We start from the raw sequence: 24,326 nt of genomic DNA, 5'->3' as shown, positions 1-24,326 counted from the left end.
AATTAGCTTCTATTTTAATTTCTTATTTAGTTTCTTGCGTATTTTTATCTGTTCTTTTTTTAGTTTATTAACATTTTCTTTTGTTATATTATATTTTATATTCCATAATTTTTGTTTCAATCTATAATTTAAATTGTAAATTTCGTAATATTTTAACTCTAAATCAGTCCTATTTTTTTCTATCTTTTTTATTTGAGAAATATATTTATAGTCTATATTAAAAATTTGATAAATTAACAAAAGTTCGGAAGAAATTATAATTAACATAAAAATTAACGGGAAGATATTTACCAGAAAATTCAATTTAAATAGATTATAAAAATCTAATAAAATAAATATTAAATAAAGTGAATAAAGATAAGGCGATACAAACCCTACTAAGAAGGTTAGTATTAAATTAGTTTTTTCTTTAGGCGAATCAGAATTGAGTTTAGATAGCAATTTTATTAGGGACGGTTGCAAAAATAAAAGAATAACTGAAAATAATGATAAATACATATTTAATTCATTATTCACATTTCCCGCCCAAAATAACATTATTAAGTTTAGAATTATCAATCCCCATCTTAAAAAATTCCATAAAAAATTATTATTAATTCTAACCTCATTTTTTGAACGTTCCCAATCATATTTCAGAAGCAGTTCTAGGTATTGGCTAAGCTTTTGTGACTTTTCTTCTGAATAATCAAAATCACTTAATAAATCCCAAATATGTCCATCTTTCATGTAATACTCATTAATATATTTGACATTCATATCAAATCCATATGGATTGATTTGTGACTTAAGTCTACTAACTGCAGATTTTCTATTTTTTCCATCAAGTAAGTCAACAATTATCAGCTTTATACTTTTTCTCCATTCTGATCTTTCCTTAGTAATATAATCAAGCTGATTTCTCTTACTATTGTTCACAAACACTAAAATTGCGCTCAAGATAGCCCCTATACCAGCTCCACTGATCAGTGTAATAATCTGGCTTGTTTCCAATTTTTTACCTCTCTTTCGAAATTCTTCAATAAATCCCAACTGTTCGAAATCATCGAACAGTTCATCGAACAGTTTAAACTCTCCCACTCACTCTTCAACAAGCCATATATGAGACTGTCACAGCGATTGCCTTGGGCATCTTTACGATCTCGGATACGAGCTTCGAGGGTAAAGCCGAGTTTCTCTGCGACTCGTTGACTTTGGACATTGTAGCCAAAGCAAGACAATTCTACCTTGTGAAGCCCCAGTTCTTTAAAAGCTAGGTCAATCAAGGTACGTGCTGCTTCGGGCACATAGCCTTGGCCCCAATAGTCTGGGTGCAAGGTATAGCCAATCTCCAGCACATCATCTTCGTGGCGATGGTTGAAATCAACAGAGCCTATGATTTTATCAGTCCCTTTGACCACAATGCCGTAACCAGCTGGGAGATTGTCCTTTTGATTGCGCTCAGGAAGTATATGCTCTAAGTAATAGATCTCGTCTTCCAAGGTCTTGACGGGTGGAAAACCAGCTGGATAAGAAACTTCTGGAAGACTGGCGTAAGCATGAATATCCTCAGCATCCGCAACTGTACGGACCCGTAAGACTAGACGCTCGGTTTCGATTCGTTCTGGCAATTCAGCTCTTGTCATCTTTTTTCCTCGCTTTTTTGATGAAGCTCCCCTTAATATCTACACGCTTGTCCAGATAACGATAGACGCGCTGATATCCATCTCCCATGAAATATGTTGGGGCAAACAGTTCATTTCTAAAATGTCCCTTTTCATCCAAAAGTTCTGGGTCAACAAGTCGCTCAACCATCTTAGCAAAGATATGGCAGATTCCATCTTCCTCGATAATCCGATCTACCTGACAGTCCAATACGACTGGACAGGCCTCTAAAATCGGTGCCTGAGTCCGTTTAGAAATCTCGTAGTCTAGCCCTAGGTGTTTCAATTTCTCTCGATGACTGATAAAACCAGACTGCTCCATTTCGAGCATGAAGTTTTCATCAGGGATGTTTACGGTAAACTGTTGATAATGCTTAATCTGGTCAGCCGCATTTTCCTCAGCGCCAACACCGATGACCAGCCAATCTCCCAGGCTATAAGAGGAACTGCAGGTCGTGATATTGTGCCCAAAGTTCTTGTCCTGATATCCCAAGATGAAGATAGGAAAACCATAGTAGAGCTTGCTGGTGTTAAAAGATTGTTTCATGACAACCTCCTTTGGCTAGGGGTCTAAAATAAAAATCGCCCCTGCCATCTACATGACAGGGACGAATGTGTTTATCCGCGGTACCACCCAATTTCGGGCAGATGCCCGCAACTCTCGTCTTTAAAACAAAAAGACATTTTTATTTCAATTTTTCATCCATCAGCAACCAGTTTTGACACATTTGTGGACTTCTCAGCACCGCCACTTTCTGTAAAATGTGGGATCCAAAACACCTCTAATGGCTCTATTGTAGCAAGTTTTTGACGGAAATGCAAGGGACAAGAAAAATTACTTGAAGCTGATTCCGTGTTCTTTTAATTTCTTAATCGTAGCTGGACCGATTCCCTTCAAGGCAAGGAGTTCTTTTTCTGTCCAGTTTTTGAAGTCAGCAGCAGACTTGATCCCTTCATCGTAGAAAGTTTTAGCACGGTCAAGTGGAAGTCCGCCTAGGTTAGCTGCGAACTCTTCAACAGAAGTCGTAACCTTGTGGGCTTGCTCTTTAGTTGCTTCTACAGCTTTTTCTACTTGCTTAGAGACAGCTTTTCCAGCTTCGCTTGCTGCATGTTCTGCATGTTTAACGACTTTCTTTGTTTCTTCGACAACCTTGTTTACAGCATTTGAAAATACACCTGAACGACGAAGGCTGTTTCTTAATTGTTTTTTACGTTGTAGTTTTTTTGACATCATAAAATCCTTTCAATAAAAAATCCCTGTGACTGAACAAGGATTTAATCTTTATACGTTTATTGTATCAACTTTCTTTAGGAAATGCAAGGTTTGTAATCTTAGAAATATGGCGAATTCCGCCTTAGAATAAGAGAAGATGATAGAAGAAAAGTGAAAAATATGGTATAATGAAACGATAGATTTTTGAATAGGAATACAATCATGTTTGGATTTTTAAAAAAAGATAAAGTAACAGAAACACCAGAAATGGTGCCTGCCCACATCGGTGTTATCATGGATGGTAATGGACGTTGGGCCAAAAAACGGATGCAGCCACGTGTCTTTGGACATAAAGCTGGGATGGATGCTTTGAAAAAGGTAGCAATCGCAGCTAGCGATATGGGCGTTAAGGCTTTGACAGTTTACGCTTTTTCAACTGAAAACTGGACTCGTCCAGACCAAGAAGTCAAATTTATCATGAACCTACCAGTTGAGTTTTATGACAAATATGTCCCTGAATTGCATCAAAAGAACATGAAGATTCAGATGATTGGGGAGACTGATCGTTTGCCTAAGGAGACCTTTGATGCTTTGAAAAAAGCAGAGGAGCTGACCAAGCTAAATACAGGTTTGATTCTCAATTTTGCCCTTAATTATGGTGGACGAGCTGAGATTACCCAAGCGGTCAAGTTGATTGCACAGGATGTTTTAGATGCTAAGATCAATCCTGATGATATTACCGAGGAGTTGATTGGGGAATACCTCTTTACGGGGCATTTGCCAAAAGTCTTGCGGGATCCTGACTTGATTATTCGGACTAGTGGGGAGCTTCGTTTGAGTAACTTCTTGCCGTGGCAGGCTGCCTATAGCGAGCTTTATTTCACGGACGTTTTGTGGCCTGACTTTGACGAGGAAGCCTTAAAAGAGGCTATCGTTGAGTATAATCGCCGCAACCGTCGCTTTGGAGGAGTATAGGAGTTATTATGATAAAGGATTTACAAAAGAGAACGCTCTTTGCTATCTTGGCCTTGGCTATCTTTATACCAATCTTGATCCTCGGTGGTCTATGGTTACAGATTGCTATGGGACTTGTGGCTATGTTGGGAGTGCATGAGTTGCTTCGCATGAAGGGGTTAAATACCATGACGCCTGAAGGTCTCTTGACTTTACTAGCGACCTTTGCTCTGACCGTGCCTTTGGAAAACTACTGGAAGTTTTTACCTGTAGATGGGAATGTTGTAGCCTATGGAGTTGTAATCCTCATCATGCTAGGAGCGACAGTCTTCAGCAAGAACTACACCATTGAGGATGCTGTTTTTCCGATTGCCATGAGTTTCTATGTTGGCTTCGGCTTTAATGCCTTGGTTGATGCTCGAATTGCAGGCTTGGATAAGGCCCTTTTGGGACTTTGTCTGGTCTGGGCAACAGATAGCGGTGCTTATCTGGTGGGGATGAAGCTTGGCAAGAGAAAGCTTGCTCCGAGAGTATCGCCTAACAAGACCATAGAAGGTGCTATAGGGGGTATCTTGGCTGCTATGCTAGCGACTCTCATCTTTATGCTAGTCGATAGTACCGTTGCTTTACCATATGGGATTTACAAAATGATGGTTTTTGCTATCTTCTTTAGTCTAGCAGGTCAGTTGGGTGATTTAATCGAAAGTGCTATGAAGCGTCATTTTGGAGTCAAAGACTCAGGCAAATTTATCCCTGGTCATGGTGGGGTACTGGATCGTTTTGACTGTATGCTAGTAGTTTTCCCTATTATGCACCTCTTTGGCTTATTTTAAGGAAAGGTGAACAGAAATTAAATGATAGGATTACTAACATTTATCCTGGTCTTTGGAATTATCGTGGTGGTTCACGAGTTCGGCCATTTCTACTTTGCTAAAAAGTCTGGAATTTTGGTTCGTGAGTTTGCCATCGGGATGGGACCTAAGATCTTTGCCCACATAGGAAAAGATGGGACTGCCTATACCATTCGTCTCCTGCCACTTGGAGGATACGTTCGTATGGCAGGTTGGGGTGAAGATACGACAGAAATCAAGACTGGAACTCCCGCAAGCTTAACACTGGCAGCGGATGGCAAGGTCAAGCGTATCAATCTCTCTGGTAAAAAGGTTGACCAGACAGCTCTGCCTATGCAGGTCACTCAGTTTGATTTTGAGGACAAACTCTTTATTAGAGGCTTGGTCTTGGAAGAAGAGAAGACCTTCTCAGTTGATCATGATGCGACCATTGTGGAAGCTGATGGAACGGAAGTTCGTATAGCTCCCTTAGATGTCCAATATCAAAATGCGACTGTCTGGGGTAAAATGATCACCAACTTTGCTGGTCCTATGAATAACTTCATTTTAGGAGTCGTTGTTTTCTGGATTTTGATTTTCATGCAAGGTGGCGTTCGTGATACGCAAAGTAATAACTTTAGTATTATTCCAGATAGTGCTTTGGCTAAGGTTGGTGTTGAAAATACGGCCCAAATTACTAAGGTCGGCAGTTATGAGATTTCAAACTGGGCAGATTTGATTCAGGCAGTTGAGACAGAGACCAAGGACAAAACAGCACCTGTATTGGATGTAACAGTCTCTGAAAATGGAACTGAAAAACAAGTCAGTGTGACCCCTGAGGAAAACCAAGGTCGTTATATCTTGGGTGTTCAGCCAAGACTCAAATCAGATATCTGGTCCATGTTTATGGGTGGATTTACAAGTGCGGCTGACTCAGCCTTGCGCATTCTCAATGCTTTGAAAAGCTTGATCTTCCAACCAGATTTGAATAAGCTTGGTGGCCCCGTTGCTATCTTTAAGGCAAGTAGTGATGCTGCTAAAAATGGTCTTGAGAATGTCCTGTTCTTCTTGGCTATGATTTCCATCAATATCGGTATCTTCAACTTAATTCCGATCCCGGCGCTGGATGGTGGAAAAATCGTGCTCAATATCCTAGAAGCTATCCGTCGCAAACCACTAAAACAAGAAATTGAAACCTATGTTACTCTGGTCGGAGTTGTCATTATGGTCGTTTTGATGATCGCCGTAACTTGGAATGACATCATGCGAACCTTCTTTTAAGAATTAGAGGAGTCATTATGAAACAAAGTAAAATGCTTATCCCAACGCTTCGCGAAATGCCAAGCGATGCTCAAGTTATCAGCCACGCCCTTATGTTGCGTGCTGGATATGTTCGTCAAGTATCTGCAGGTGTTTACTCTTACCTACCACTTGCCAACCGTGTTATCGAAAAAGCTAAGAACATCATGCGTCAAGAGTTTGACAAGATTGGTGCCGTTGAGATGTTGGCTCCAGCCCTTCTCAGTGCTGATCTTTGGCGTGAATCTGGCCGTTATGAAACCTACGGTGAGGACTTGTACAAATTGAAAAACCGTGAGAAGTCAGACTTTATCTTGGGTCCAACTCACGAAGAAACCTTCACAGCGATTGTCCGTGATTCTGTCAAGTCTTACAAGCAATTGCCTTTGAACTTGTACCAAATCCAGCCTAAGTATCGTGATGAAAAACGTCCACGTAATGGACTTCTTCGGACCCGTGAGTTCATCATGAAAGACGGTTATAGCTTCCACGCTAACTACGATAGTTTGGATGTTACCTATGATGAGTACAAGGCAGCTTACGAGCGTATCTTCACTCGTAGTGACTTGGACTTTAAAGCCATCATTGGTGACGGTGGAGCCATGGGTGGTAAGGACAGCCAAGAATTTATGGCCATTACACCTGCTCGTACAGACCTTGACCGCTGGGTTGTCTTGGACAAGTCAGTTGCCTCATTTGACGAAATTCCTGCAGAAGTGCAAGAAGAAATCAAAGCAGAATTGCTCAAGTGGATGGTTTCTGGTGAAGATACCATTGCTTACTCAAGTGAGTCTAGCTACGCGGCTAACTTGGAAATGGCAACAAACGAGTACAAACCAAGCAACCGTGTTGTCGCTGAAGAAGAAGTGACTCGTGTTGCAACGCCAGATGTTAAATCAATTGATGAAGTTGCAGCCTTCTTGAATGTCTCTGAAGAGCAAACAATCAAGACCTTGGTTTATATGGCAGACGAAGAGCCAGTTGTTGCCCTACTGGTCGGCAATGACCAACTCAATGAAGTTAAGTTTAAAAACTACCTTGGAGCAGATTTCTTAGAACCTGCAACTGAGGCAGAAGTGAAAGAATTGTTGGGAGCGGACTTTGGTTCACTTGGCCCAGTCAATCTTCCAGAAAATGTCAAGATTATCGCAGACCGCAAGGTACAAGATAGCCGCAATGCTGTTGTTGGTGCCAACGAAGATGGTTACCACTTGACTGGAGTCAACCCAGGTCGTGATTTCACTGCTGAGTATGTCGATATCCGTGAAGTTCGTGAGGGTGAAATCTCTCCAGATGGACAAGGTGTGCTCAACTTTGCACGTGGGATCGAGATTGGTCATATTTTCAAACTAGGAACTCGCTACTCAGCAAGTATGGGAGCAGATGTCTTGGATGAAAATGGCCGTGCTGTGCCAATCATCATGGGATGTTATGGTATCGGTGTCAGCCGTCTCCTTTCAGCAGTCATGGAGCAACACGCTCGCCTCTTTGTCAACAAAACTCCAAAAGGCGAATATCGTTACGCTTGGGGGATCAACTTCCCTAAAGAATTGGCGCCATTTGATGTGCACTTGATTCCGGTTAATGTCAAGGATGAAGCAAGTCTTACATTGACAAATCGTATCGAAGAAGCTTTGGTAAATAAAGGCTACGAAGTCTTGACGGATGACCGTAACGAACGTGTCGGTGTTAAATTCAGTGACAGCGACTTGATTGGTCTTCCAATTCGTATCACTGTTGGGAAGAAAGCAGCGGATGGAATCGTAGAAGTCAAGATTAAGGCGACAGGAGATACAATCGAAGTTCACGCAGATAACTTGCTTGAAACTCTTGAAATCCTAACAAACAAATAAAATCTATAATCAGAAGAAAAACAAGACAAAAATGTAACTAGTTTTTGCCTTGTTTTTTCTTTATAATGAGATAAAATAAAGATAAAAAGAGTAAATAAAGAGGTAGAGCTATGCTAAAATTTCCAAAGGATTTTGTCTGGGGTTCCTCAACTTCTGGGCCACAGACAGAAGGGCGAGTGCCTGGTGACGGAAAGGGAGATAATCTCTGGGATTATTGGTTCCAAGTAGAACCCAATCGCTACTACAATGGGATTGGACCAGATAAGACATCGACATTCTATGAAAATTGGGAGCAGGATATCGAGCTCTTGTTAGAAACAGGGCATACAGCCTTTCGGACTTCAATCCAGTGGTCTCGTATTTTCCCACAGGGTCGTGGAGAAGTCAATCCTCAGGGTGTGGCTTTTTACCGTCAGGTATTTGAAGCTATTAAGACCAAGGGAATCCGTCTCTTAGTCAATCTCTATCACTTTGACCTGCCTTTTGCCCTTCAAGAGGATGGCGATGGTTGGGAAAATAAGGCGACCATCAAGGCTTATGAAGACTATGCTCGCTTCTGTTTTGAGACTTATGGAGACCTTGTGGACCAATGGATTACCTTCAATGAGCCTATCGTTCCTGTTGAGTTTGGCTATTTCTATGATGCCCATTATCCTCATAAGGTGGATGCCAAAGCAGCAGTAAAGGTTGCCTATCATACCCAACTAGCCAGCACTCTTGCAGTCAAGGCTTGTCACGAAATGTTGCCGGGTTCTAAGATTGGGATTGTCCTCAACTTGACACCAGCCTATCCACGTAGTCAGCATCCTGCGGATGTCAAAGCTGCTCGTATAGCCGATCTCTTCCAAGCCCAATCTTTCCTAGATCCATCTGTCTTGGGAATTTATCCAGAAGAATTGGTGGAAATTTTAGCTGAGCATAATCTGCTACCAGATTCTACGGCTGAGGAGTTGGAACTTATTCGTGAGCACACAGTAGATTTCCTTGGAGTCAACTACTACCAACCCTTGCGTGTCATGGCGCCACGTTTTGCTAAGCATCCTGACAGCCCGCTTTTGCCAGAGCATTTCTATGAACCTTACGTCATGCCTGGTCGTAAGATTAATCCCCACCGTGGTTGGGAAATCTATGAGCAAGGGATTTATGACATTGCCCAAAACATCAAGGAAACCTATGGGAATATTGAGTGGATGTTAACTGAAAACGGTATGGGTGTTGAAGGTGAGGATAAATTCCGTGAGAATGGTATGATTCAGGATGATTACCGTATTGACTTTGTCAAAGGTCATCTTCGTGAGCTTCATCGTGCTATCGAAGACGGTGCCAACTGTAAAGGCTACTTGATCTGGACCTTTATCGATTGCTGGTCATGGCTCAATAGCTATAAAAACCGTTATGGTTTAGTTGAGCTTGACCTTGAAACGCAAGAACGACGCCTGAAAAAATCAGGCCACTGGTTCAAAGAACTCAGTGACAATAATGGGTTTTAAGCTACTTTTCAAATAGATTCAAAAAAACCATTGGAAGCAATACTCCTTAAGAGAGATTCCAATGGTTTTTCTTGTTCTTATAATAGTCCGATAAAAAGTAGTAAAGCTGATAAAGCAATGAAAGCTAGGGTTGCAAGACCCCGTTGACTTGGGCTGTAAATCTTTCGTTCGCCTCGAACTGGGAAGACGATAGCCAGTAATGCACCGCCGACAGCTCCCCCGACATGTCCAGCAAGGCTGATTCCAGGGATTAAGACACTACCTACTAGGTTGATGACTAAGAGGGAGAGATAGGATTGACCAAGTTGTTGGAGGTAGGGATTGCGTGAAGCATAACGAAGAACGACAATAGAAGCAAACATTCCGTAGAGAGCAGTTGAAGCCCCTGCGGTAATGGTATTAGGACTAAAAACTAGGACAAAGAGACTGCCCATCATACCTGATAAGAGATAGATAAAGAAAAACTGTTTGGAGCCAAAGATTTGCTCCATCTGACGCCCCAAAAAGTAGAGGGATAGCATATTGACTAAAAAGTGCTCCAAGCCAATATGGACAAAGGTTGCTGAGAATAAACGCCATACCTGCTCAGGCATGGCTTTAATAGCAGGAGGATAAATAGCTCCAAACTGATATAAGGTGGCTGCACTGGTATAGTTGAAACCACTGGTTAGAAACATGAGTATGAAAACTAGGCTTGTCACGAGAAGAAAGAAGCTCGTGACGGGATAACGACGATCAAAAATATTTTTCATAGATGATTACCTCCTTAACGGGAATATCGTGTGGATCAGGATGGAAGTCCTGAATCTGGCATGGATAAATCGTACTAATAGTAGGACCTGGGAAATGCTCTAAGTAGCGATCATAATAACCACCACCGTAGCCAACCCTATAAGCAGAAGGATTGAAGGCCAAACCAGGAACATGAATCAGGTCAATCTGAGAAGGTTCAAGGATTGTGAACTCTCCTTGAGGTTCAAGAAGTCCAAAAGAATTCTGTTCGAGTTTCTCTGGTTCATATAGAACAAAGTCCATTTTCCCATGTGGATAAGTTTTGGGAATCAAAATGGTCTTCCCATCTTTTTGAGCAAATTCGATCAGTCTAGCTGTTTGAAATTCATGAGGAAAAGACAGGTAAGTGGCGATGGTTTTTGCTTCCTTGTAGAAAGGATGTTGAAGGAGCTGTTCAGTCAACCAAGCGTTCATATTTTGTTTTTCTTCTGCAGATAGAGATTTGAGTTCTTGCAAGACCTGCTTGCGTAGGGCTTTTTTCATTGTTTACTCCGCAGTTTTCTTGGCTAAAAAGCTTGATACAGCCTCGACACCGATAGTCAGAGCTTCTTCCTTAGGACTCATCTGTGGATGGTGAAGAGCATAGGGACTATCAATTCCAAGCCAGAACATGACACCAGGAACCTTGGAGAGAAGATAACCAAAGTCTTCTCCTGTCATGGCAGGTTCGATGTCAATTAGTTCAATTCCCTCTTTTTCATCAAAGAAGGTCATCAATTCACGGGCTAATTCAGGGTTGTTTTCGACTGGTAAATACCCTCCCTGTTTGAGTTCGACTTCCACATCCATATTAAAAGCAGCTGCGACCCCTTCAGCGATAACTTTGACACGTTTTTGCACCAAGAGGCTCATGCTGTGTGTAAGAGCTCGAATCGTTCCATGTAAGAAGGCTGTATCAGCTATGACATTATTGGTTGTTCCAGCTTGAAAGACACCGAAAGTGACGACAGCTCCCTCGATAGGATCGACATTACGGCTGACAACCGACTGAACTTGAGTGACAAAATGGCTAGCTGCAACCAGAGCGTCGTTTGCTTGATGTGGAAAGGCAGCGTGACCACCTTTACCCTTGAAACGAATCTTGACTTCGCAAGTTCCAGCAAAGAGTGTATGGGTATTGGTCGCAATCTGTCCAACTTTTAAGTCTGGACGAACATGGAGTCCATAGAATTGGTCAGGCAACCAGTCGCCAAAGGCCCCATCTTCATACATGAGCATGCCACCTGCTTCGTTTTCTTCCGCAGGTTGGAAGAGAAAGAGGAGATTGTTTTTGGGTTGTTTTTCTAATGCACGTTCGAGACTTCCAAGGGCAATGGTCATGTGAAAATCATGTCCACAAGCATGCATGCGGTCTTGGTGTTGAGAGGTAAAAGGAAGGCCTGTTTGTTCAAGGATTGGGAGTCCGTCGATGTCTGTCCGCCAGCCAATGGTACGTTCTGGCTGACTTCCCTGCAAGTAAACTAAAATACCTGTCCTCCAAGTACGAATCTGAACAAAATCCTTACCAACTGTTAATTTCTCAATGACATTGAGTAAATAAGCGTGAGTCTTGAATTCTTCTAAACCGATCTCAGGAATTTGGTGAAGATCGCGTCGAGTTTGAATCAAATCTAACATATTTAGATCCTTTCTACTAGACAATAAAGAGGCAGGAAATTCCGCCTCAGTTCACTTTTACAAGGTACGAAGTGCATCTTCAAGCGCTGTTTTTTGTTGGGTTTGGCTATCGATTTCTTTGATAACACGAGCTGGAACACCAGCTACCACAACGTTTTCTGGAACATCTTGAGTGACGATGGCACCTGCTGCAACAACAGAACCGCTACCGATTTGAACACCTTCGATAACCACAGCGTTAGCACCGATGAGAACATTGTCACCCACACGGACAGGCTCTGCACTAGCTGGTTCGATAACACCTGCAAGAACAGCGCCGGCACCTACGTGACTATTTTTACCGACAATAGCGCGTCCACCTAGAATAGCTCCCATATCAATCATAGTGCCAGCACCGATTTCAGCACCAATATTGATCACAGCTCCCATCATGATAACAGCGTTGTCACCAATCTCAACCTGGTCACGGATAATAGCACCTGGTTCGATACGGGCATTGATGTCACGCTTGTCAAGGAGAGGTACAGCTGAGTTACGGGCATCTTGCTCAACAACATAATCCTTGTTTTCAGTCAGTCCTTCGAGAAGAGGAGCGATATCTTTCCAATCTCCAAAAAGAACATTTCCAAGCTTGGTAACAGAAGCAGGGATAGCTCCAGCAAGTTGTCCTTCAAAGGTTACTTTTACACTGGTCTTTTTTTCAGCATTGGCGATAAATTGGATAATTTCTTGTGCATTCATTTTTGTAGCAGTCATAGGGGTCTCCTCACTCTTTGTAATGCTTACTATTCTATCAAAAAAGGCTTCAAAATTGAAGCCTAAAGTATCAAAAGAGGGTGTTTAATTCTTTGATTTTGATTCTTCGATTGACAAAAAAATCATAGGCACGATAATCAAAATCATGGCCAGTACCAAGAAACCATCTAGGACCATCCCAAGGAAAAGGACACTGAGGATCGCTGAGGATAGCGGTTCGCTTGCGCTGACGACTGATACTACCAAGGGCGAGACCAGGGAAACAGCCTTCATGGAAAGGAAAAAGGCAAAAGCCGTTCCTAAAAAGGCGATGGTCAAACAAATCAAGATACTAACGACATCAAGCTGGAAGCTAATCTCATAAACGGGGTAGAGAACATTACTAAAAAGCCCCGCAATAATCATCCCCCATCCAACAGTAGGCACGAACCCATAATTTTTAGCAAAACGCTGGGGTAATATAACATTGAACATGAGACCTAGTGCGCTAAGGAGACCTGTTATGAGAGCTAGGGGAGTAATTGACAACTTAGACAAATCTCCTTTTGTAGCCATCAGAAAAACTCCAATCATGGCAATCAAGACATAAAAAATGGCACTTTTTGAAGCTTTTTTCTTGTAAATGATGCGATTGAAAAGGAGGATAAAGATAGGGCTGATAAATTGGAGGATGGTGGCAGTGGTTGCGTTGGAGTACTCGACACAGAGATAGAAGAAAAACTGAACGGAGAAAATCCCTAAGATGGCATAGGTCAGAAAAGGAAGGTAATTTTTCCAATTTTTCCAGATATCAAAGAGCTGGGAGCGGAGTTGAAAGCTCGATAAGATGAGTACTACACTACCTGCGACGAGGAGACGCATGGAGGTAATCCAGCCTGATGATACTTGATAGTGGGCAAAAAAGTACTCTCCTAAAATTCCACAGATTCCCCAAATTAAGCCAGAAAGGAGAGAATAGATAGTTCCCTTAAATATATTCTTTTGATATTTATTCATGTACATATTGTACCATGAAATGAAAAAAGAAAAAAGAGAGTGGAGAAAAATCATTTCTTTCTCACTCTCAAACAATATAGTATTTATTGCTGTTGGCTGCTAGAAGCAGGTGGATTACTACTGTTATTTGGTGTAGAGCTACTGTTACCAGTATTACTGTTGGTAGCACTATTATTGTTATTATTACGATTGTTAGTATTGTTGTTATTATTGCTATTTGATGAGGAAGTAGATGCTTTTGGTAAACTTCCCAAAATACTAGACCAAGCGTTTTGATAGTCTGAATCACTTCCACCAATCGCAAAACGGTAGGTCGTAGTTGGTGCACCTGCTTGGTTAGCCCAGTAGCTAGTCACCATTTCTCCTGTTACATTAATCTCTTTTCCGTTGATGGAAACCTTACCTGGTTTTTGCCCAGTTGATTTAAGGACTTGAGATGAAGTAACACTAGGATCAAGACTAAAGCGCTCTGAACCCCAAGCAGAAGGAGAAGCTTGATGGATGGCATTGACCAGATGGGCCATGTAGTTAGCATTTCGATAGTGACCTGCTCCCTTGGCGAGTGGGCTATTATCGTCATGGCCAAGCCAGCCTCCCAAGGTCAGTCTTGGAGTTGAAACCATGAGCCACATATCACCGTCTTCATTGGTAGTACCAGTTTTTCCGATCCAGTCGGCCCTTGCGAGACTAGAGTTAAGGGACGCAAGGTCATTCTGGAAGGTCGAGGTCACTCGGGATGAGATAACATCTCTCAGTAGACTTTGCATAATCGTTGCTGTTGCCTTGGAGTAGACTTGAACAGGCTCATCCTTGTGTTCATAAATGACTTCGCCGCTGGTCTTCTCGATTTTTGAAATCATGTATTTCTTATGGTAAACACCATTGTTAGCCAAGGTTTGGTAGCCATTTGTATGTTGAGCTACAGTGACATCGATTCCTCCCCCCATAGGTAGACTTTCGATGCCGTATTCAGGGATTTCATAGCCCATCTTTTCCATGTAGGAACGAACATCAACCCCTTTTTGAAGAAGTAGTTGATAGGTCCAGTAGGCTGGGATATTCCAAGAGTAATTCAGAGCCTCTTTAAGGTTCATCATGGCTGTACCAGGGCTATTGACATACATGATAGGATTTCCGTTAGAGAAGTTAGTTGGATAGTTAGATAAGACGCTTGCACTTCCCATCAACCCTTGGTCAATCGCAATACTGTAGGCTAGGATTGGTTTAGTAGTTGAAGCAGGAGACCGTTTAGTGTTAAAGGCGTGGTTGTTTTGATTACTTTGGTAATCACGACCACCGACAAAGCCTAAGATTGCTCCCGTTTGGTTGTCCATCAAGACATTTCCAACTTCAGGTTGCCCTGAACTATCATCTAGCAGGTAGCCGTAATTTGCTACCGCATTTTGCATGGCCGTATGAATAGCTTTATCAATGGTAGTTGTAATACGGTATCCGCCGTTTTGAATCTCTTTTTCGGCCAATTCACGATAGGATTTTTGGATAGATTCGTTCTTTAGCTCTTGTGCAGAGACGTTATCTTTTTGTACCAAGTAATCATACATAAGATTCGTGGCTTCATCGAGGGCAGAGAAGTAGAGGAAGCCTTTAGCAGTAATGCTAACATTTTCTGCTGGCAAGAAATCCTGCTTAATGTCATAGGCTTTATAGGTTTCATAGTCTTCTTTACTGATGGCTCCTGTTCGGTACATATTGTAAAGAACATCTTTGGAACGCTTGATACCTAGTTGCAAATCCTCCTCACTCTTCATCTCACCAGTTGATTCATAAGGTGAGTAGGAGATAGGACTTTGTGGCAATCCGGCTAGGAAAGCTGCTTGAGGGACAGTAAGTTTGCTTGCATCCACTCCGAAAATCCCAGTCGCAGCCTGCTGAGCACCTGCGATATTTTGTCCCTTGTTATTGCGCCCAAAAGGTGCGACGTTGAGATAGGTTGTCAGGATTTCATCCTTGCTCATGGCACGTTCTAAGGCCAGAGCATCTACGATTTCACTGGCTTTTCGAGCTAGAGTCGGAGCATCACCAACGACTTGTTGCTTGATGAGCTGCTGTGTTAGGGTAGATCCTCCACTGGAAGAACCAAGTCCGATAAAATTTCCTAGACTGGCACGAATAACAGCTTTTGGAACGACACCATTGTGTTCTGCAAAATGTTCATCTTCAGTCGCAACGATAGCCTGTTTCAGATTATCTGAAATATCCTCTGATGAAACAGATGTTCGAAGGAGGTCACTTTCGATAGCCCCAATCATGGAACCATCTGCATAGCGAATCTCAGAGATGGATGAAATATTATTGACTTGCTTGAGCAAATCCTCTGTTTGTGGAACACTAACCTGATCAAAAAGAGAAACAGCATAGCCCAAGACAACCCCTGATCCGAGGAGCCCGCCAATGAATGCTAGGATAAAAAGAGTGTTAAAAGTTGCTTTGATTCCTAGCAAGATATTGGCAAAAATAGTCCAAATGGTCAGTTTGGTTTTAGTTTTCTTCTTTTTCTTAGAAGATTTTCCACTGTTTTTCTCTGGATCTTTTTTTGAAATGGTTGATTTTAGAGACTGAAGGAAGGCCAGTCCTTTTTGTTTGATTCTTGTTAATCGATTGTTCATAGAATTCCTCACTCTTTATTATTATACCATAAAAGCTTCTCTTGCAAGCAATTAGGCTTAGAATGAGGCTTGATATAAAAGGGTAAGAGCTTGCTGTTTAAGCATAGAAAAGAGAGTGGGACAGAAATCGGTAATTCGTTAGAATTCGATTTCGTCGTCCCACCTCCGCACAGTTGAGTAGGGCTGTAAAAGCTGATGAAATCAGCGTAGTAGAGCCCACTCAACCACTGCGTCTTGCCCAACAATCCAAAGAAAATTGAGAGGCTAGGACTTTTGTCCCAGCCTCGTGTTGTAAAAGCGATTATTTTTCTCCTGAGAGTTCTTTTCCAAGGTTAATCAAGTAGTCTTTAAGATCATCTTTGACTTGTGGATGTCTAAGTGCGTAGTCGATTGAAGTTTTCATAAAGCCAAACTTGTCTCCAACATCATAACGAGCACCCTTGAATTCACGAGCAAATACTCGTTGAGTTTTGTTGAGAGTATCGATGGCATCTGTGAGCTGGATTTCATTTCCGGCACCAGGTGTTTGCTTTTCAAGGATACCAAAAATTTCAGGTGTGAGAAGATAACGACCGATGATAGCTAGATCACTTGGTGCATCTTCAGGTGCTGGTTTTTCAACGAAGGTTTCAACACTGTAAAGTCCATCTTTGCCTTCTCCTTGAGGAGCGATGACACCATAGGCTGAGACTTCTTCATGTGGGACAGGCATTACAGCGATGGTAGAAGCATGAGTTTTTTCATAGTCATTGATAAGCTGTTTTGTCAATGGGGTAGCCTTGTCATCATTGATATCCATGAGGTCATCCCCAAGCATAACTACAAAAGGTTCATTCCCAACAAAGGCTTTGGCTTGCAAAACGGCATCTCCGAGTCCACGTGGGTGAGTTTGACGGATGAAGTGGAGGCGCATGCCAGTTGTTTCGTCAACAAGTTTCAAGAGATCATTCTTTCCTTTTTCTTTGAGGTTGTATTCTAGCTCAAAGTTTGAGTCAAAATGGTCTTCGATTGAGCGTTTTGACTTCCCTGTGACAACAAGAATATCCTCAATACCAGACTTAAGAGCTTCTTCAACGATAAATTGAATGGTTGGTTTATCTACGATTGGTAGCATTTCCTTAGCCAAGGCTTTGGTAGCAGGAAGGAAGCGAGTTCCAAGTCCTGCAGCAGGGATAACGGCTTTTCTAACTTTTTGCATCATGAGATTCCTTTCTAACTGTGGTTTAAGACCACTCGTTTTCTGCCTTGAACTCATTGTTCATAAGTTCAGAAACAGCATCTTTTATATTTACATTTTCATAAATAACTTGGTAGATGGCTTGGGTAATAGGCATATAGACTCCAAGCTCTTGTGCTAACTCGTAGGCCGCTTTGGTCGTTGAAATTCCTTCAATGACCATTCCCATGTTAGCTTCAATATCTGCCAAGGCTTCTCCACGCCCCAGAGCATCTCCAGCGCGCCAGTTACGTGAGTGAATAGAAGTTCCGGTAACGATCAAATCACCAACACCTGAAAGACCACTGTAAGTTAATGGATTTGCTCCAAGCTTGACACCCAGACGAGTGATTTCTGCAAGGCCACGCGTGATAATAGCAGCTTTAGCATTGTCTCCAAATCCAAGTCCATGAAGGGCACCAGCTCCCACTGCGATGATATTTTTAAGCGCGCCAGCTGTTTCTACTCCGATGACATCTGTATTGGTATAAAGACGGAAGTAGTGGTTGCTAAAGAGTTCTTGAACATACTGGGCTGTCTCTAAATCCTTAGATGCGGCGGTAATCAAGGTAATGTCGCGTACGATGGTTTCTTCGGCATGGCTAGGCCCCGATACGACGACGATCTCGCTTCTAAGTTCTTCAGGGATTTCTTCTTCAAGAATGGTTGAAAGACGTTTGTGACTATTCGGTTCAAGACCTTTTGATGCGTGCATGACGACCACTTTATGATCAAGAACGGCAGCCACTTGTTGGGCAACTAGTCGTGTAACCTTGGTTGGGACGACAAATAAAACAGCATCTACATCCTTCAAAGCTACTTCTAGGTCTTGGTAGGCTACAATTTTTTCATCTAAGACAATATCTTTAAAATAGTGTTTGTTAGTATGATGTGTATTGATTTCGTTGATTTGCTCGGGAATGTTTCCCCAAATACGTACCTCATGACCATTGTCATTTAGGACTTGTGATAGGGCAGTTCCCCAAGAACCAGGTCCTAAAACTGCGATGGTTTGTTTGTTCATCTTTTCCTCCTTCTGAGAAAGCTCTTTCCTACATTCTACCACAAAAAGCCCTATCTTGCACTTATATAACTAGCTAAGAATTCTACTATTATTAGGATTCTGTATTCATTGGATAAAATTTTTAGAGAGAATTTCAAGAAAAAGCAAATAAACTACTTTATTTTCAAAGTGGATATCATTCAAAACCAAGAAAAGAAGAGCACTATTCTTCTAAAAAATGGTATAATAGGAACATCACGAAAATTGGAGAGATACCATGAGTTTTTACAATCATAAAGAAATCGAGCCTAAGTGGCAAAAATACTGGGCTGACAATCACACTTTTAAGACAGGAACAGACGCCTCAAAACCCAAGTTTTATGCGCTTGACATGTTCCCTTACCCATCTGGAGCGGGTCTTCACGTAGGACACCCAGAAGGATACACAGCGACAGATATCCTTAGCCGTTACAAACGCGCCCAAGGCTACAACGTCCTTCACCCAATGGGATGGGATGCCTTTGGTTTGCCTGCAGAGCAATATGCCATGGATACTGGGAATGACCCAGCGGAATTCACAGCAGAAAACATCGCCAACTTCAAACGCCAAATCAATGCGCTTGGATTCTCTTACGACTGGGACCGTGAAGTCAACACGACAGATCCAAACTACTACAAATGGACGCAATGGATTTTCACCAAGCTTTATGAAAAAGGCTTGGCCTATGAAGCGGAAGTGCCAGTAAACTGGGTTGAGGAACTGGGAACAGCTATCGCCAACGAAGAAGTCCTTCCTGATGGAACATCAGAGCGTGGAGGCTATCCAGTTGTCCGCAAACCAATGCGCCAATGGATGCTTAAAATCACGGCCTATGCAGAGCGCTTGCTCAATGACTTGGATGACCTTGACTGGCCAGAGTCTATCAAGGACATGCAACGCAACTGGATTGGAAAATCAACTGGTGCCAATGTAACCTTTAAAGTTAAGGGAACAGACAAGGAATTCACAGTCTTTACGACACGTCCAGATACCCTTTTCGGTGCGACTTTCACTGTTTTGGCTCCTGAACATGAATTAGTAGACGCCATCACAAGTCCTGAACAGGCTAAGGCTGTAGCGGACTACAAACACCAAGCTAGCCTCAAATCAGACTTGGCTCGTACAGACCTTGCCAAGGAAAAAACAGGGGTTTGGACGGGTGCTTATGCAATCAACCCTGTCAACGGTAAAGAAATTCCAATCTGGATTGCAGACTACGTTCTTGCTAGCTACGGTACAGGTGCCGTTATGGCCGTACCAGCCCACGACCAACGTGACTGGGAATTTGCTAAACAATTTGACCTACCAATCGTAGAAGTGCTGGAAGGTGGAAACGTTGAAGAAGCTGCCTACACAGAGGATGGCCTTCACGTCAACTCTGACTTCTTGAACGGTCTCAACAAAGAAGATGCTATTGCTAAGATTGTGGCTTGGTTGGAAGAAAAAGGCTGTGGTCAAGAGAAGGTAACTTACCGTCTCCGCGACTGGCTCTTTAGCCGTCAACGTTACTGGGGTGAACCAATCCCAATTATTCATTGGGAAGATGGGACTTCAACAGCTGTTCCAGAAAATGAATTGCCACTTGTCTTGCCGGTAACCAAGGATATCCGTCCTTCAGGAACTGGTGAAAGTCCACTAGCTAACTTGACAGACTGGCTTGAAGTGACTCGTGAAGATGGTGTTAAAGGTCGTCGTGAAACCAACACTATGCCACAATGGGCAGGTTCAAGCTGGTACTACCTCCGTTATATTGACCCACACAATACTGAGAAATTGGCTGATGAGGACCTCCTCAAACAATGGTTGCCAGTAGATATCTATGTGGGTGGTGCGGAGCATGCTGTTCTTCACTTGCTTTACGCTCGTTTCTGGCACAAATTCCTCTACGACCTTGGTGTTGTTCCAACTAAAGAACCGTTCCAAAAACTCTTTAACCAAGGAATGATCTTGGGAACTAGCTACCGTGACCATCGCGGTGCTCTTGTAGCGACTGATAAAGTTGAAAAACGTGACGGTTCCTTCTTCCATGTGGAAACAGGGGAAGAATTGGAGCAAGCACCAGCCAAAATGTCTAAATCCCTCAAGAACGTTGTCAACCCAGACGATGTGGTGGAACAATACGGTGCCGATACCCTTCGTGTCTATGAAATGTTTATGGGACCACTCGATGCTTCAATCGCTTGGTCTGAAGAAGGATTGGAAGGAAGTCGTAAGTTCCTCGACCGTGTGTACCGTTTGATCACAAGTAAAGAAATCGTTGCGGAAAACAATGGCGCTCTAGACAAGGTTTACAACGAAACGGTTAAATCTGTTACTGAGCAAGTCGAGTCTATGAAATTCAACACAGCCATTGCCCAACTCATGGTCTTTGTCAACGCTACTAATAAGGAAGACAAACTCTATGTGGACTACGCCAAAGGCTTTATCCAATTGATTGCCCCATTTGCCCCTCACTTGGCAGAAGAACTCTGGCAAACAGTCGCAGAAACAGGTGAGTCTATCTCTTATGTGGCTTGGCCAACATGGGACGAAAGCAAATTGGTTGAAGACGAAATCGAAATTGTCGTCCAAATCAAAGGAAAAGTCCGTGCTAAACTCATGGTCGCAAAAGATCTATCACGCGAAGAATTGCAAGAAATTGCTCTGGCTGACGAAAAAGTCAAAGCAGAGATCGATGGCAAGGAAATCGTGAAAGTGATTGCGGTACCAAATAAATTGGTTAATATTGTTGTGAAATAAGAAATGAATCCTTCAGAGTAGAATCTGGAGGATTTTTTGTAGATTACCTGTGAGATGTGATATACTATTCACATCTTTAAACTTATAAGTGTGAGACAAGGAGAAAGCTATGCCAGTAAATGAATACGGCCAGATGATTGGTGAACCTGTAGACGATACACCTGGAGTTTTACCCTCGCTTGTACGGATAGAAGGGCGATATACGGTTCTAGAAGCTCTATCGGTGGAAAAGCATGCGAAAGATTTATTAGCTGTTTATGGCCCAAATAGCCCACGTGAGATGTGGACCTATCTCTTTCAACCACCAGTAGAAAATCTAGAAGAATTAATCGTCTCTTTAAAGCAGATGATTGAGCGCAAGGATCGCTTCTATTATACGATTATCGATAAAGCGACTGGTAAAGCACTGGGTACTTTTTCGCTCATGCGTATTGACCAAGCCAATCGCACCATTGAAGTTGGCGCAGTGACCTTTTCTCCGGCTCTCAAACAGACCAGGATGGGAACAGAAGCTCACTATTTGCTAGCTCGTTATGTTTTTGAAGAACTCAACTATCGCCGCTATGAGTGGAAGTGCGACGCCCTCAATCTTCCATCTAGAAAAGCAGCAGAACGTTTGGGTTTTATCTACGAAGGCACTTTCCGTCAAGCTGTTATTTATAAAGGTCGCACCAGAGATACGGATTGGATGTCTATGATCGATAAGGACTGGCCAAAGGTTAAAGCACGTTTTGAAGCGTGGTTAAAATCTGAGAATTTTGATAAAAATGGGCAGCAGATAAAATCGCTTAGGAAATGTTAGAAAGGTTTGCTATGATTAAGATTACAAAAGAATCCTCTGTTTCAATTGATGATGTTTTGCATCTCTATCAGGCAGTTGGTTGGACAAACTATACCAATCAGCCACAGATGTTGGAGCAGGCCTTGTCTCATTCGCTAGCGACTTATCTTGCCCGTGATGGTGAGGAAATCGTTGGTTTAGTGCGCCTGGTTGGAGACGGTTTTTCATCGGTTTTTATCCAGGATTTGATCGTTTTGCCTAGCTATCAGCGCCAAGGAATTGGTAGTAACTTGACGAAAGAAGCCTTGGTTGACTATAAGGATGCCTACCAAATACAACTAGCGACTGAACAGACAGAAAAAACCTTGGGTTTTTACCGTTCTCTGGGGTTTGAAACCTTATCTACTTATGATTGTACAGGAATGATTTGGGTGGATCGAAAAAAAAATTAAAATAATTCTTTTATCTTAAGTTAACTTTAAGTTTACTCATGTATCATGTAATCATTAAGTAAAGACCTCCTAACTTTATTTAATAGAAATCCTAAACTTTTCTTTTTCATAATAATCTCCCTAAAGAAGCCACCAAATCAGGTGGCTTTTTTATGTTCAAATGCAGAAGTTTTAAGGTAGAATTGACCACATAATCATCCATTTCGACCACATAGCACCAAACTATATTTTTTCTTTTTCCTTTTTGTTAAACTGAAGGTGTAAAAAGGAGGAAGGAAATATGATTTTACAAGCAAAAGGCATCACTAAGAACTATGGAGACCATACAGCAGTAAAAGATATAAATTTAGAGTTTAAAAAAGGAAGTTTTAACGCAATCTTAGGACCTAATGGGGCTGGCAAATCGACCACGATTTCAATGTTAATCGGACTTAAACGAGCTACTAATGGTCAAATCATCTATGCGCCCAATACTAGGATTGGAGTTGTTTTTCAAGCAAGTGTATTGGATGAAAAGTTGACGGTCAAAGAAAACCTAGCCATTCGCGCCCAGCAGTATAAGGGGATTAAAGGTGGTCGTGTGGAAGATTTAATCAATCAACTAGGGTTGCCTGCTTTTCAGAAACAACTTTATGGAACTTTATCAGGAGGACAGAAACGTCGAGTTGACATTGCTCGGGCTCTCCTATCCAATCCCGATATTTTATTTCTAGATGAGCCTACGACTGGACTAGATATTCAGACTCGCAAATCCATTTGGGATTTATTGTATCGTCTACAAAGAGATGAAGGGATGACTATTATCTTAACGACTCATTATCTGGATGAAGCAGATGAGGCAGATCAACTTTATATTATAGATCATGGAAAGGTTATTGCCCAAGGTTCTGCTGCTGAAATTAAAAGTGAGTACGCTTCCAATCTTTTAAAAATTTGTTTTAAAGACAAGCAGGTGGAGAAATTCTTACCTAATAATATGCCTGTGGAAAAGGAAAATGAGTTTGAGTATAGTCTTTATCCTAAGAGCCAATTGGAAGCTATTGATTATTTGACCCAAGTTCGTGAGAAGATTGCCAGCTTTGAATTTCGTCCAGGAACTATGGATGATGCCTTCATAGCCCTTACAGGAAGAGAGGTGCGCTAATGTTAGCCTTATTAAAACGTGATTTTTTGTTGTATTTTCGTAATCGTTCAGGAGTCTTTTTCTCATTACTGGGAGCTTTGATTTCCTTTCTACTCTATATCATTTTTTTGCAGAAAAATTTGATGGATGCCTGGTCCCAACTTCCTGATAATAAGAGCCTTTTAAATAACTGGCTGATGGGTGGAACCTTGGCTGTGACTGGGATTACAACCAGTTTTACAGCTTTGACCCAGATGGTACAAGACCGTGAAAATCAAGTGGATCAGGATCTCTTTTTGACAGATTTAGGGAGCTGGGGCTTGCAACTGTCTTATCTTATTAGTAGCCTTATCATTTCCTTTGTTATGCAAGCCTTTATGCTTATTGTTATGAGCCTTTATTTTCAAGAAATTCCAGCTATGAGTAAGCTATTTGAAATAAGTTTAATCATGCTGCTAAGTAGTCTCCTTTCAACATTGGTAAATGTACTCTTGATTTATCATTTCCAGTCAGTAGATAGTCTGGGTAAATTGGCTACCATTGTAGGTACAGCTTCAGGATTTTTAGTAGGAACTTATGTACCAATGGGAATTCTTCCTAACTTCGCTCAAGTTCTCATGAAGTGCACACCGGCTACCTATCTTGCTTCTCTCTATAGACAGGTCTTAATGAAGGAGCAATTAGAAACTACATTTATGGGGAATAGTAGCTTATTAGAAGAGTTTCAAGAAAAATTAGGAATCCGGCTTAATTGGCAGAACCTTTTAACAAAGGAAGAAACATACTTAATAGTGGTGAGTATCTGTCTCCTAACTTTTCTGCTTTGGCTGGTAGTAGTTAAAATCTCTAGCAAAAAAATAAAAATTATAGGTTAAGTTAACTTTAAGTTTACTCATGTATCATGT

General features: G+C 41.9%; 21 protein-coding genes and 1 pseudogene. 10 read left to right on the top strand and 12 right to left on the bottom strand.

Features of this window, described 5'->3' with window-relative positions; genetic code table 11:
- Positions 1-9 precede the first annotated feature (9 nt).
- The 4 genes and pseudogenes from ACORHT_RS09125 to ACORHT_RS09110 all read right to left on the bottom strand — a co-directional run bounded on the left by ACORHT_RS09125 (position 10) and on the right by ACORHT_RS09110 (position 2,871).
- The gene (locus ACORHT_RS09125) at positions 10-1,029 is read right to left on the bottom strand and encodes a hypothetical protein (protein WP_434350100.1); all 1,020 of its coding nucleotides are present in this window, start codon (positions 1,027-1,029) and stop codon (positions 10-12) included.
- A gap of 41 nt (positions 1,030-1,070) precedes the next feature.
- Positions 1,071-1,622, bottom strand: a pseudogene (locus ACORHT_RS09120) (GNAT family N-acetyltransferase); the annotation flags it as partial.
- The gene (locus ACORHT_RS09115; protein ID WP_434350099.1) at positions 1,609-2,187 is read right to left on the bottom strand and encodes a flavin reductase family protein; all 579 of its coding nucleotides are present in this window, start codon (positions 2,185-2,187) and stop codon (positions 1,609-1,611) included. The gene ACORHT_RS09115 and the pseudogene ACORHT_RS09120, both read right to left, overlap by 14 nt.
- 288 nt (positions 2,188-2,475) lie before the next feature.
- Positions 2,476-2,871: a helix-hairpin-helix domain-containing protein gene (locus tag ACORHT_RS09110; RefSeq protein WP_434350098.1), complete on the bottom strand. Its 396-nt coding sequence runs from the start codon at positions 2,869-2,871 to the stop codon at positions 2,476-2,478.
- A 204-nt stretch (positions 2,872-3,075) separates the two neighbouring features.
- Between ACORHT_RS09110 and ACORHT_RS09105 the strand changes: the two genes are divergently transcribed.
- From ACORHT_RS09105 to ACORHT_RS09085, 5 genes are all read left to right on the top strand, one after another.
- Entirely contained in the window at positions 3,076-3,828 is a 753-nt protein-coding gene (locus tag ACORHT_RS09105; RefSeq protein WP_414321523.1) for an isoprenyl transferase, read from the top strand.
- Between the two features lie 8 nt (positions 3,829-3,836).
- Complete coding sequence (locus ACORHT_RS09100; protein WP_049549597.1) at positions 3,837-4,640, top strand: phosphatidate cytidylyltransferase; 804 nt, start codon at positions 3,837-3,839, stop codon at positions 4,638-4,640.
- A 21-nt stretch (positions 4,641-4,661) separates the two neighbouring features.
- Positions 4,662-5,918: an RIP metalloprotease RseP gene (rseP, locus tag ACORHT_RS09095; RefSeq protein ID WP_414321522.1), complete on the top strand. Its 1,257-nt coding sequence runs from the start codon at positions 4,662-4,664 to the stop codon at positions 5,916-5,918.
- Positions 5,919-5,935: 17 nt separating this feature from the next.
- Positions 5,936-7,789, top strand: coding sequence for a proline--tRNA ligase (locus ACORHT_RS09090; RefSeq protein WP_434350097.1), 1,854 nt, complete (start codon positions 5,936-5,938; stop codon positions 7,787-7,789).
- Positions 7,790-7,899: 110 nt separating this feature from the next.
- The gene (locus tag ACORHT_RS09085) at positions 7,900-9,279 is read left to right on the top strand and encodes a glycoside hydrolase family 1 protein (RefSeq protein WP_434350096.1); all 1,380 of its coding nucleotides are present in this window, start codon (positions 7,900-7,902) and stop codon (positions 9,277-9,279) included.
- A 77-nt stretch (positions 9,280-9,356) separates the two neighbouring features.
- Here the strand turns inward: ACORHT_RS09085 and ACORHT_RS09080 are convergent, their stop codons facing one another.
- From ACORHT_RS09080 to ACORHT_RS09045, 8 genes are all read right to left on the bottom strand, one after another.
- Positions 9,357-10,031, bottom strand: a complete 675-nt coding sequence (locus ACORHT_RS09080) for a rhomboid family intramembrane serine protease (protein WP_434350095.1) — start codon at positions 10,029-10,031, stop codon at positions 9,357-9,359.
- Positions 10,015-10,554 (bottom strand): 5-formyltetrahydrofolate cyclo-ligase, encoded by a 540-nt coding sequence (locus tag ACORHT_RS09075; protein ID WP_434350094.1) that lies wholly within the window; start codon positions 10,552-10,554, stop codon positions 10,015-10,017. The genes ACORHT_RS09080 and ACORHT_RS09075 overlap by 17 nt, the downstream gene beginning before the upstream one ends.
- A gap of 3 nt (positions 10,555-10,557) precedes the next feature.
- Positions 10,558-11,688 carry an N-acetyldiaminopimelate deacetylase gene (locus ACORHT_RS09070; protein ID WP_434350093.1) on the bottom strand — a complete coding sequence of 377 codons (1,131 nt, stop codon included), beginning with the start codon at positions 11,686-11,688 and terminating at the stop codon, positions 10,558-10,560.
- A 57-nt stretch (positions 11,689-11,745) separates the two neighbouring features.
- Complete coding sequence (gene dapD / locus ACORHT_RS09065; protein ID WP_049496951.1) at positions 11,746-12,444, bottom strand: 2,3,4,5-tetrahydropyridine-2,6-dicarboxylate N-acetyltransferase; 699 nt, start codon at positions 12,442-12,444, stop codon at positions 11,746-11,748.
- 84 nt (positions 12,445-12,528) lie between these two features.
- A complete protein-coding gene (locus ACORHT_RS09060) occupies positions 12,529-13,440 on the bottom strand; it encodes a DMT family transporter (protein WP_414321515.1) in 912 nt (303 codons plus the stop codon).
- An 83-nt stretch (positions 13,441-13,523) separates the two neighbouring features.
- Positions 13,524-16,067 carry a penicillin-binding protein PBP1B gene (gene pbp1b / locus ACORHT_RS09055; RefSeq protein ID WP_434350092.1) on the bottom strand — a complete coding sequence of 848 codons (2,544 nt, stop codon included), beginning with the start codon at positions 16,065-16,067 and terminating at the stop codon, positions 13,524-13,526.
- Positions 16,068-16,368: 301 nt separating this feature from the next.
- On the bottom strand, positions 16,369-17,265 hold the full coding sequence (gene galU, locus ACORHT_RS09050) for a UTP--glucose-1-phosphate uridylyltransferase GalU (protein WP_434350840.1): 897 nt from the start codon (positions 17,263-17,265) through the stop codon (positions 16,369-16,371).
- Between the two features lie 25 nt (positions 17,266-17,290).
- On the bottom strand, positions 17,291-18,307 hold the full coding sequence (locus ACORHT_RS09045) for an NAD(P)H-dependent glycerol-3-phosphate dehydrogenase (protein ID WP_075229583.1): 1,017 nt from the start codon (positions 18,305-18,307) through the stop codon (positions 17,291-17,293).
- 256 nt (positions 18,308-18,563) lie between these two features.
- On the opposite strand from ACORHT_RS09045, the gene leuS reads away from it, so the two are divergent.
- The 5 genes from leuS (at position 18,564) to ACORHT_RS09020 (ending at position 24,296) form a co-directional block, all read left to right on the top strand.
- On the top strand, positions 18,564-21,065 hold the full coding sequence (leuS, locus tag ACORHT_RS09040) for a leucine--tRNA ligase (protein ID WP_434350091.1): 2,502 nt from the start codon (positions 18,564-18,566) through the stop codon (positions 21,063-21,065).
- Between the two features lie 109 nt (positions 21,066-21,174).
- On the top strand, positions 21,175-21,867 hold the full coding sequence (locus ACORHT_RS09035) for a GNAT family N-acetyltransferase (protein WP_434350090.1): 693 nt from the start codon (positions 21,175-21,177) through the stop codon (positions 21,865-21,867).
- An 11-nt stretch (positions 21,868-21,878) separates the two neighbouring features.
- Complete coding sequence (locus tag ACORHT_RS09030) at positions 21,879-22,298, top strand: GNAT family N-acetyltransferase (protein WP_434350089.1); 420 nt, start codon at positions 21,879-21,881, stop codon at positions 22,296-22,298.
- A 280-nt stretch (positions 22,299-22,578) separates the two neighbouring features.
- Positions 22,579-23,442, top strand: coding sequence for an ABC transporter ATP-binding protein (locus tag ACORHT_RS09025; RefSeq protein ID WP_434350088.1), 864 nt, complete (start codon positions 22,579-22,581; stop codon positions 23,440-23,442).
- Positions 23,442-24,296 carry an ABC transporter permease gene (locus ACORHT_RS09020; protein WP_060955162.1) on the top strand — a complete coding sequence of 285 codons (855 nt, stop codon included), beginning with the start codon at positions 23,442-23,444 and terminating at the stop codon, positions 24,294-24,296. The genes ACORHT_RS09025 and ACORHT_RS09020 overlap by 1 nt, the downstream gene beginning before the upstream one ends.
- Positions 24,297-24,326: the final 30 nt, after the last annotated feature.

It is taken from the genome of Streptococcus sp. KHUD_014, assembly GCF_051106275.1.
Classification (GTDB): Bacteria; Bacillota; Bacilli; order Lactobacillales; family Streptococcaceae; genus Streptococcus.
Note: the sequence above shows the minus strand (reverse complement) of the source record. Positions and strands in the feature narration are given on the sequence as shown.

Excerpts from the sequence above, each read along its gene's own strand:
- ACORHT_RS09115 (WP_434350099.1), bottom strand. The coding sequence starts at position 2,187 with ATGAAACAATCTTTTAACACCAGCAAGCTCTACTATGGTTTTCCTATC.
- ACORHT_RS09110 (WP_434350098.1), bottom strand. The coding sequence starts at position 2,871 with ATGTCAAAAAAACTACAACGTAAAAAACAATTAAGAAACAGCCTTCGT.
- ACORHT_RS09105 (WP_414321523.1), top strand. The coding sequence starts at position 3,076 with ATGTTTGGATTTTTAAAAAAAGATAAAGTAACAGAAACACCAGAAATG.
- ACORHT_RS09100 (WP_049549597.1), top strand. The coding sequence starts at position 3,837 with ATGATAAAGGATTTACAAAAGAGAACGCTCTTTGCTATCTTGGCCTTG.
- rseP (WP_414321522.1), top strand. The coding sequence starts at position 4,662 with ATGATAGGATTACTAACATTTATCCTGGTCTTTGGAATTATCGTGGTG.
- ACORHT_RS09090 (WP_434350097.1), top strand. The coding sequence starts at position 5,936 with ATGAAACAAAGTAAAATGCTTATCCCAACGCTTCGCGAAATGCCAAGC.
- ACORHT_RS09085 (WP_434350096.1), top strand. The coding sequence starts at position 7,900 with ATGCTAAAATTTCCAAAGGATTTTGTCTGGGGTTCCTCAACTTCTGGG.
- ACORHT_RS09080 (WP_434350095.1), bottom strand. The coding sequence starts at position 10,031 with ATGAAAAATATTTTTGATCGTCGTTATCCCGTCACGAGCTTCTTTCTT.
- ACORHT_RS09075 (WP_434350094.1), bottom strand. The coding sequence starts at position 10,554 with ATGAAAAAAGCCCTACGCAAGCAGGTCTTGCAAGAACTCAAATCTCTA.
- ACORHT_RS09070 (WP_434350093.1), bottom strand. The coding sequence starts at position 11,688 with ATGTTAGATTTGATTCAAACTCGACGCGATCTTCACCAAATTCCTGAG.
- dapD (WP_049496951.1), bottom strand. The coding sequence starts at position 12,444 with ATGACTGCTACAAAAATGAATGCACAAGAAATTATCCAATTTATCGCC.
- ACORHT_RS09060 (WP_414321515.1), bottom strand. The coding sequence starts at position 13,440 with ATGAATAAATATCAAAAGAATATATTTAAGGGAACTATCTATTCTCTC.
- pbp1b (WP_434350092.1), bottom strand. The coding sequence starts at position 16,067 with ATGAACAATCGATTAACAAGAATCAAACAAAAAGGACTGGCCTTCCTT.
- galU (WP_434350840.1), bottom strand. The coding sequence starts at position 17,265 with ATGCAAAAAGTTAGAAAAGCCGTTATCCCTGCTGCAGGACTTGGAACT.
- ACORHT_RS09045 (WP_075229583.1), bottom strand. The coding sequence starts at position 18,307 with ATGAACAAACAAACCATCGCAGTTTTAGGACCTGGTTCTTGGGGAACT.
- leuS (WP_434350091.1), top strand. The coding sequence starts at position 18,564 with ATGAGTTTTTACAATCATAAAGAAATCGAGCCTAAGTGGCAAAAATAC.
- ACORHT_RS09035 (WP_434350090.1), top strand. The coding sequence starts at position 21,175 with ATGCCAGTAAATGAATACGGCCAGATGATTGGTGAACCTGTAGACGAT.
- ACORHT_RS09030 (WP_434350089.1), top strand. The coding sequence starts at position 21,879 with ATGATTAAGATTACAAAAGAATCCTCTGTTTCAATTGATGATGTTTTG.
- ACORHT_RS09025 (WP_434350088.1), top strand. The coding sequence starts at position 22,579 with ATGATTTTACAAGCAAAAGGCATCACTAAGAACTATGGAGACCATACA.
- ACORHT_RS09020 (WP_060955162.1), top strand. The coding sequence starts at position 23,442 with ATGTTAGCCTTATTAAAACGTGATTTTTTGTTGTATTTTCGTAATCGT.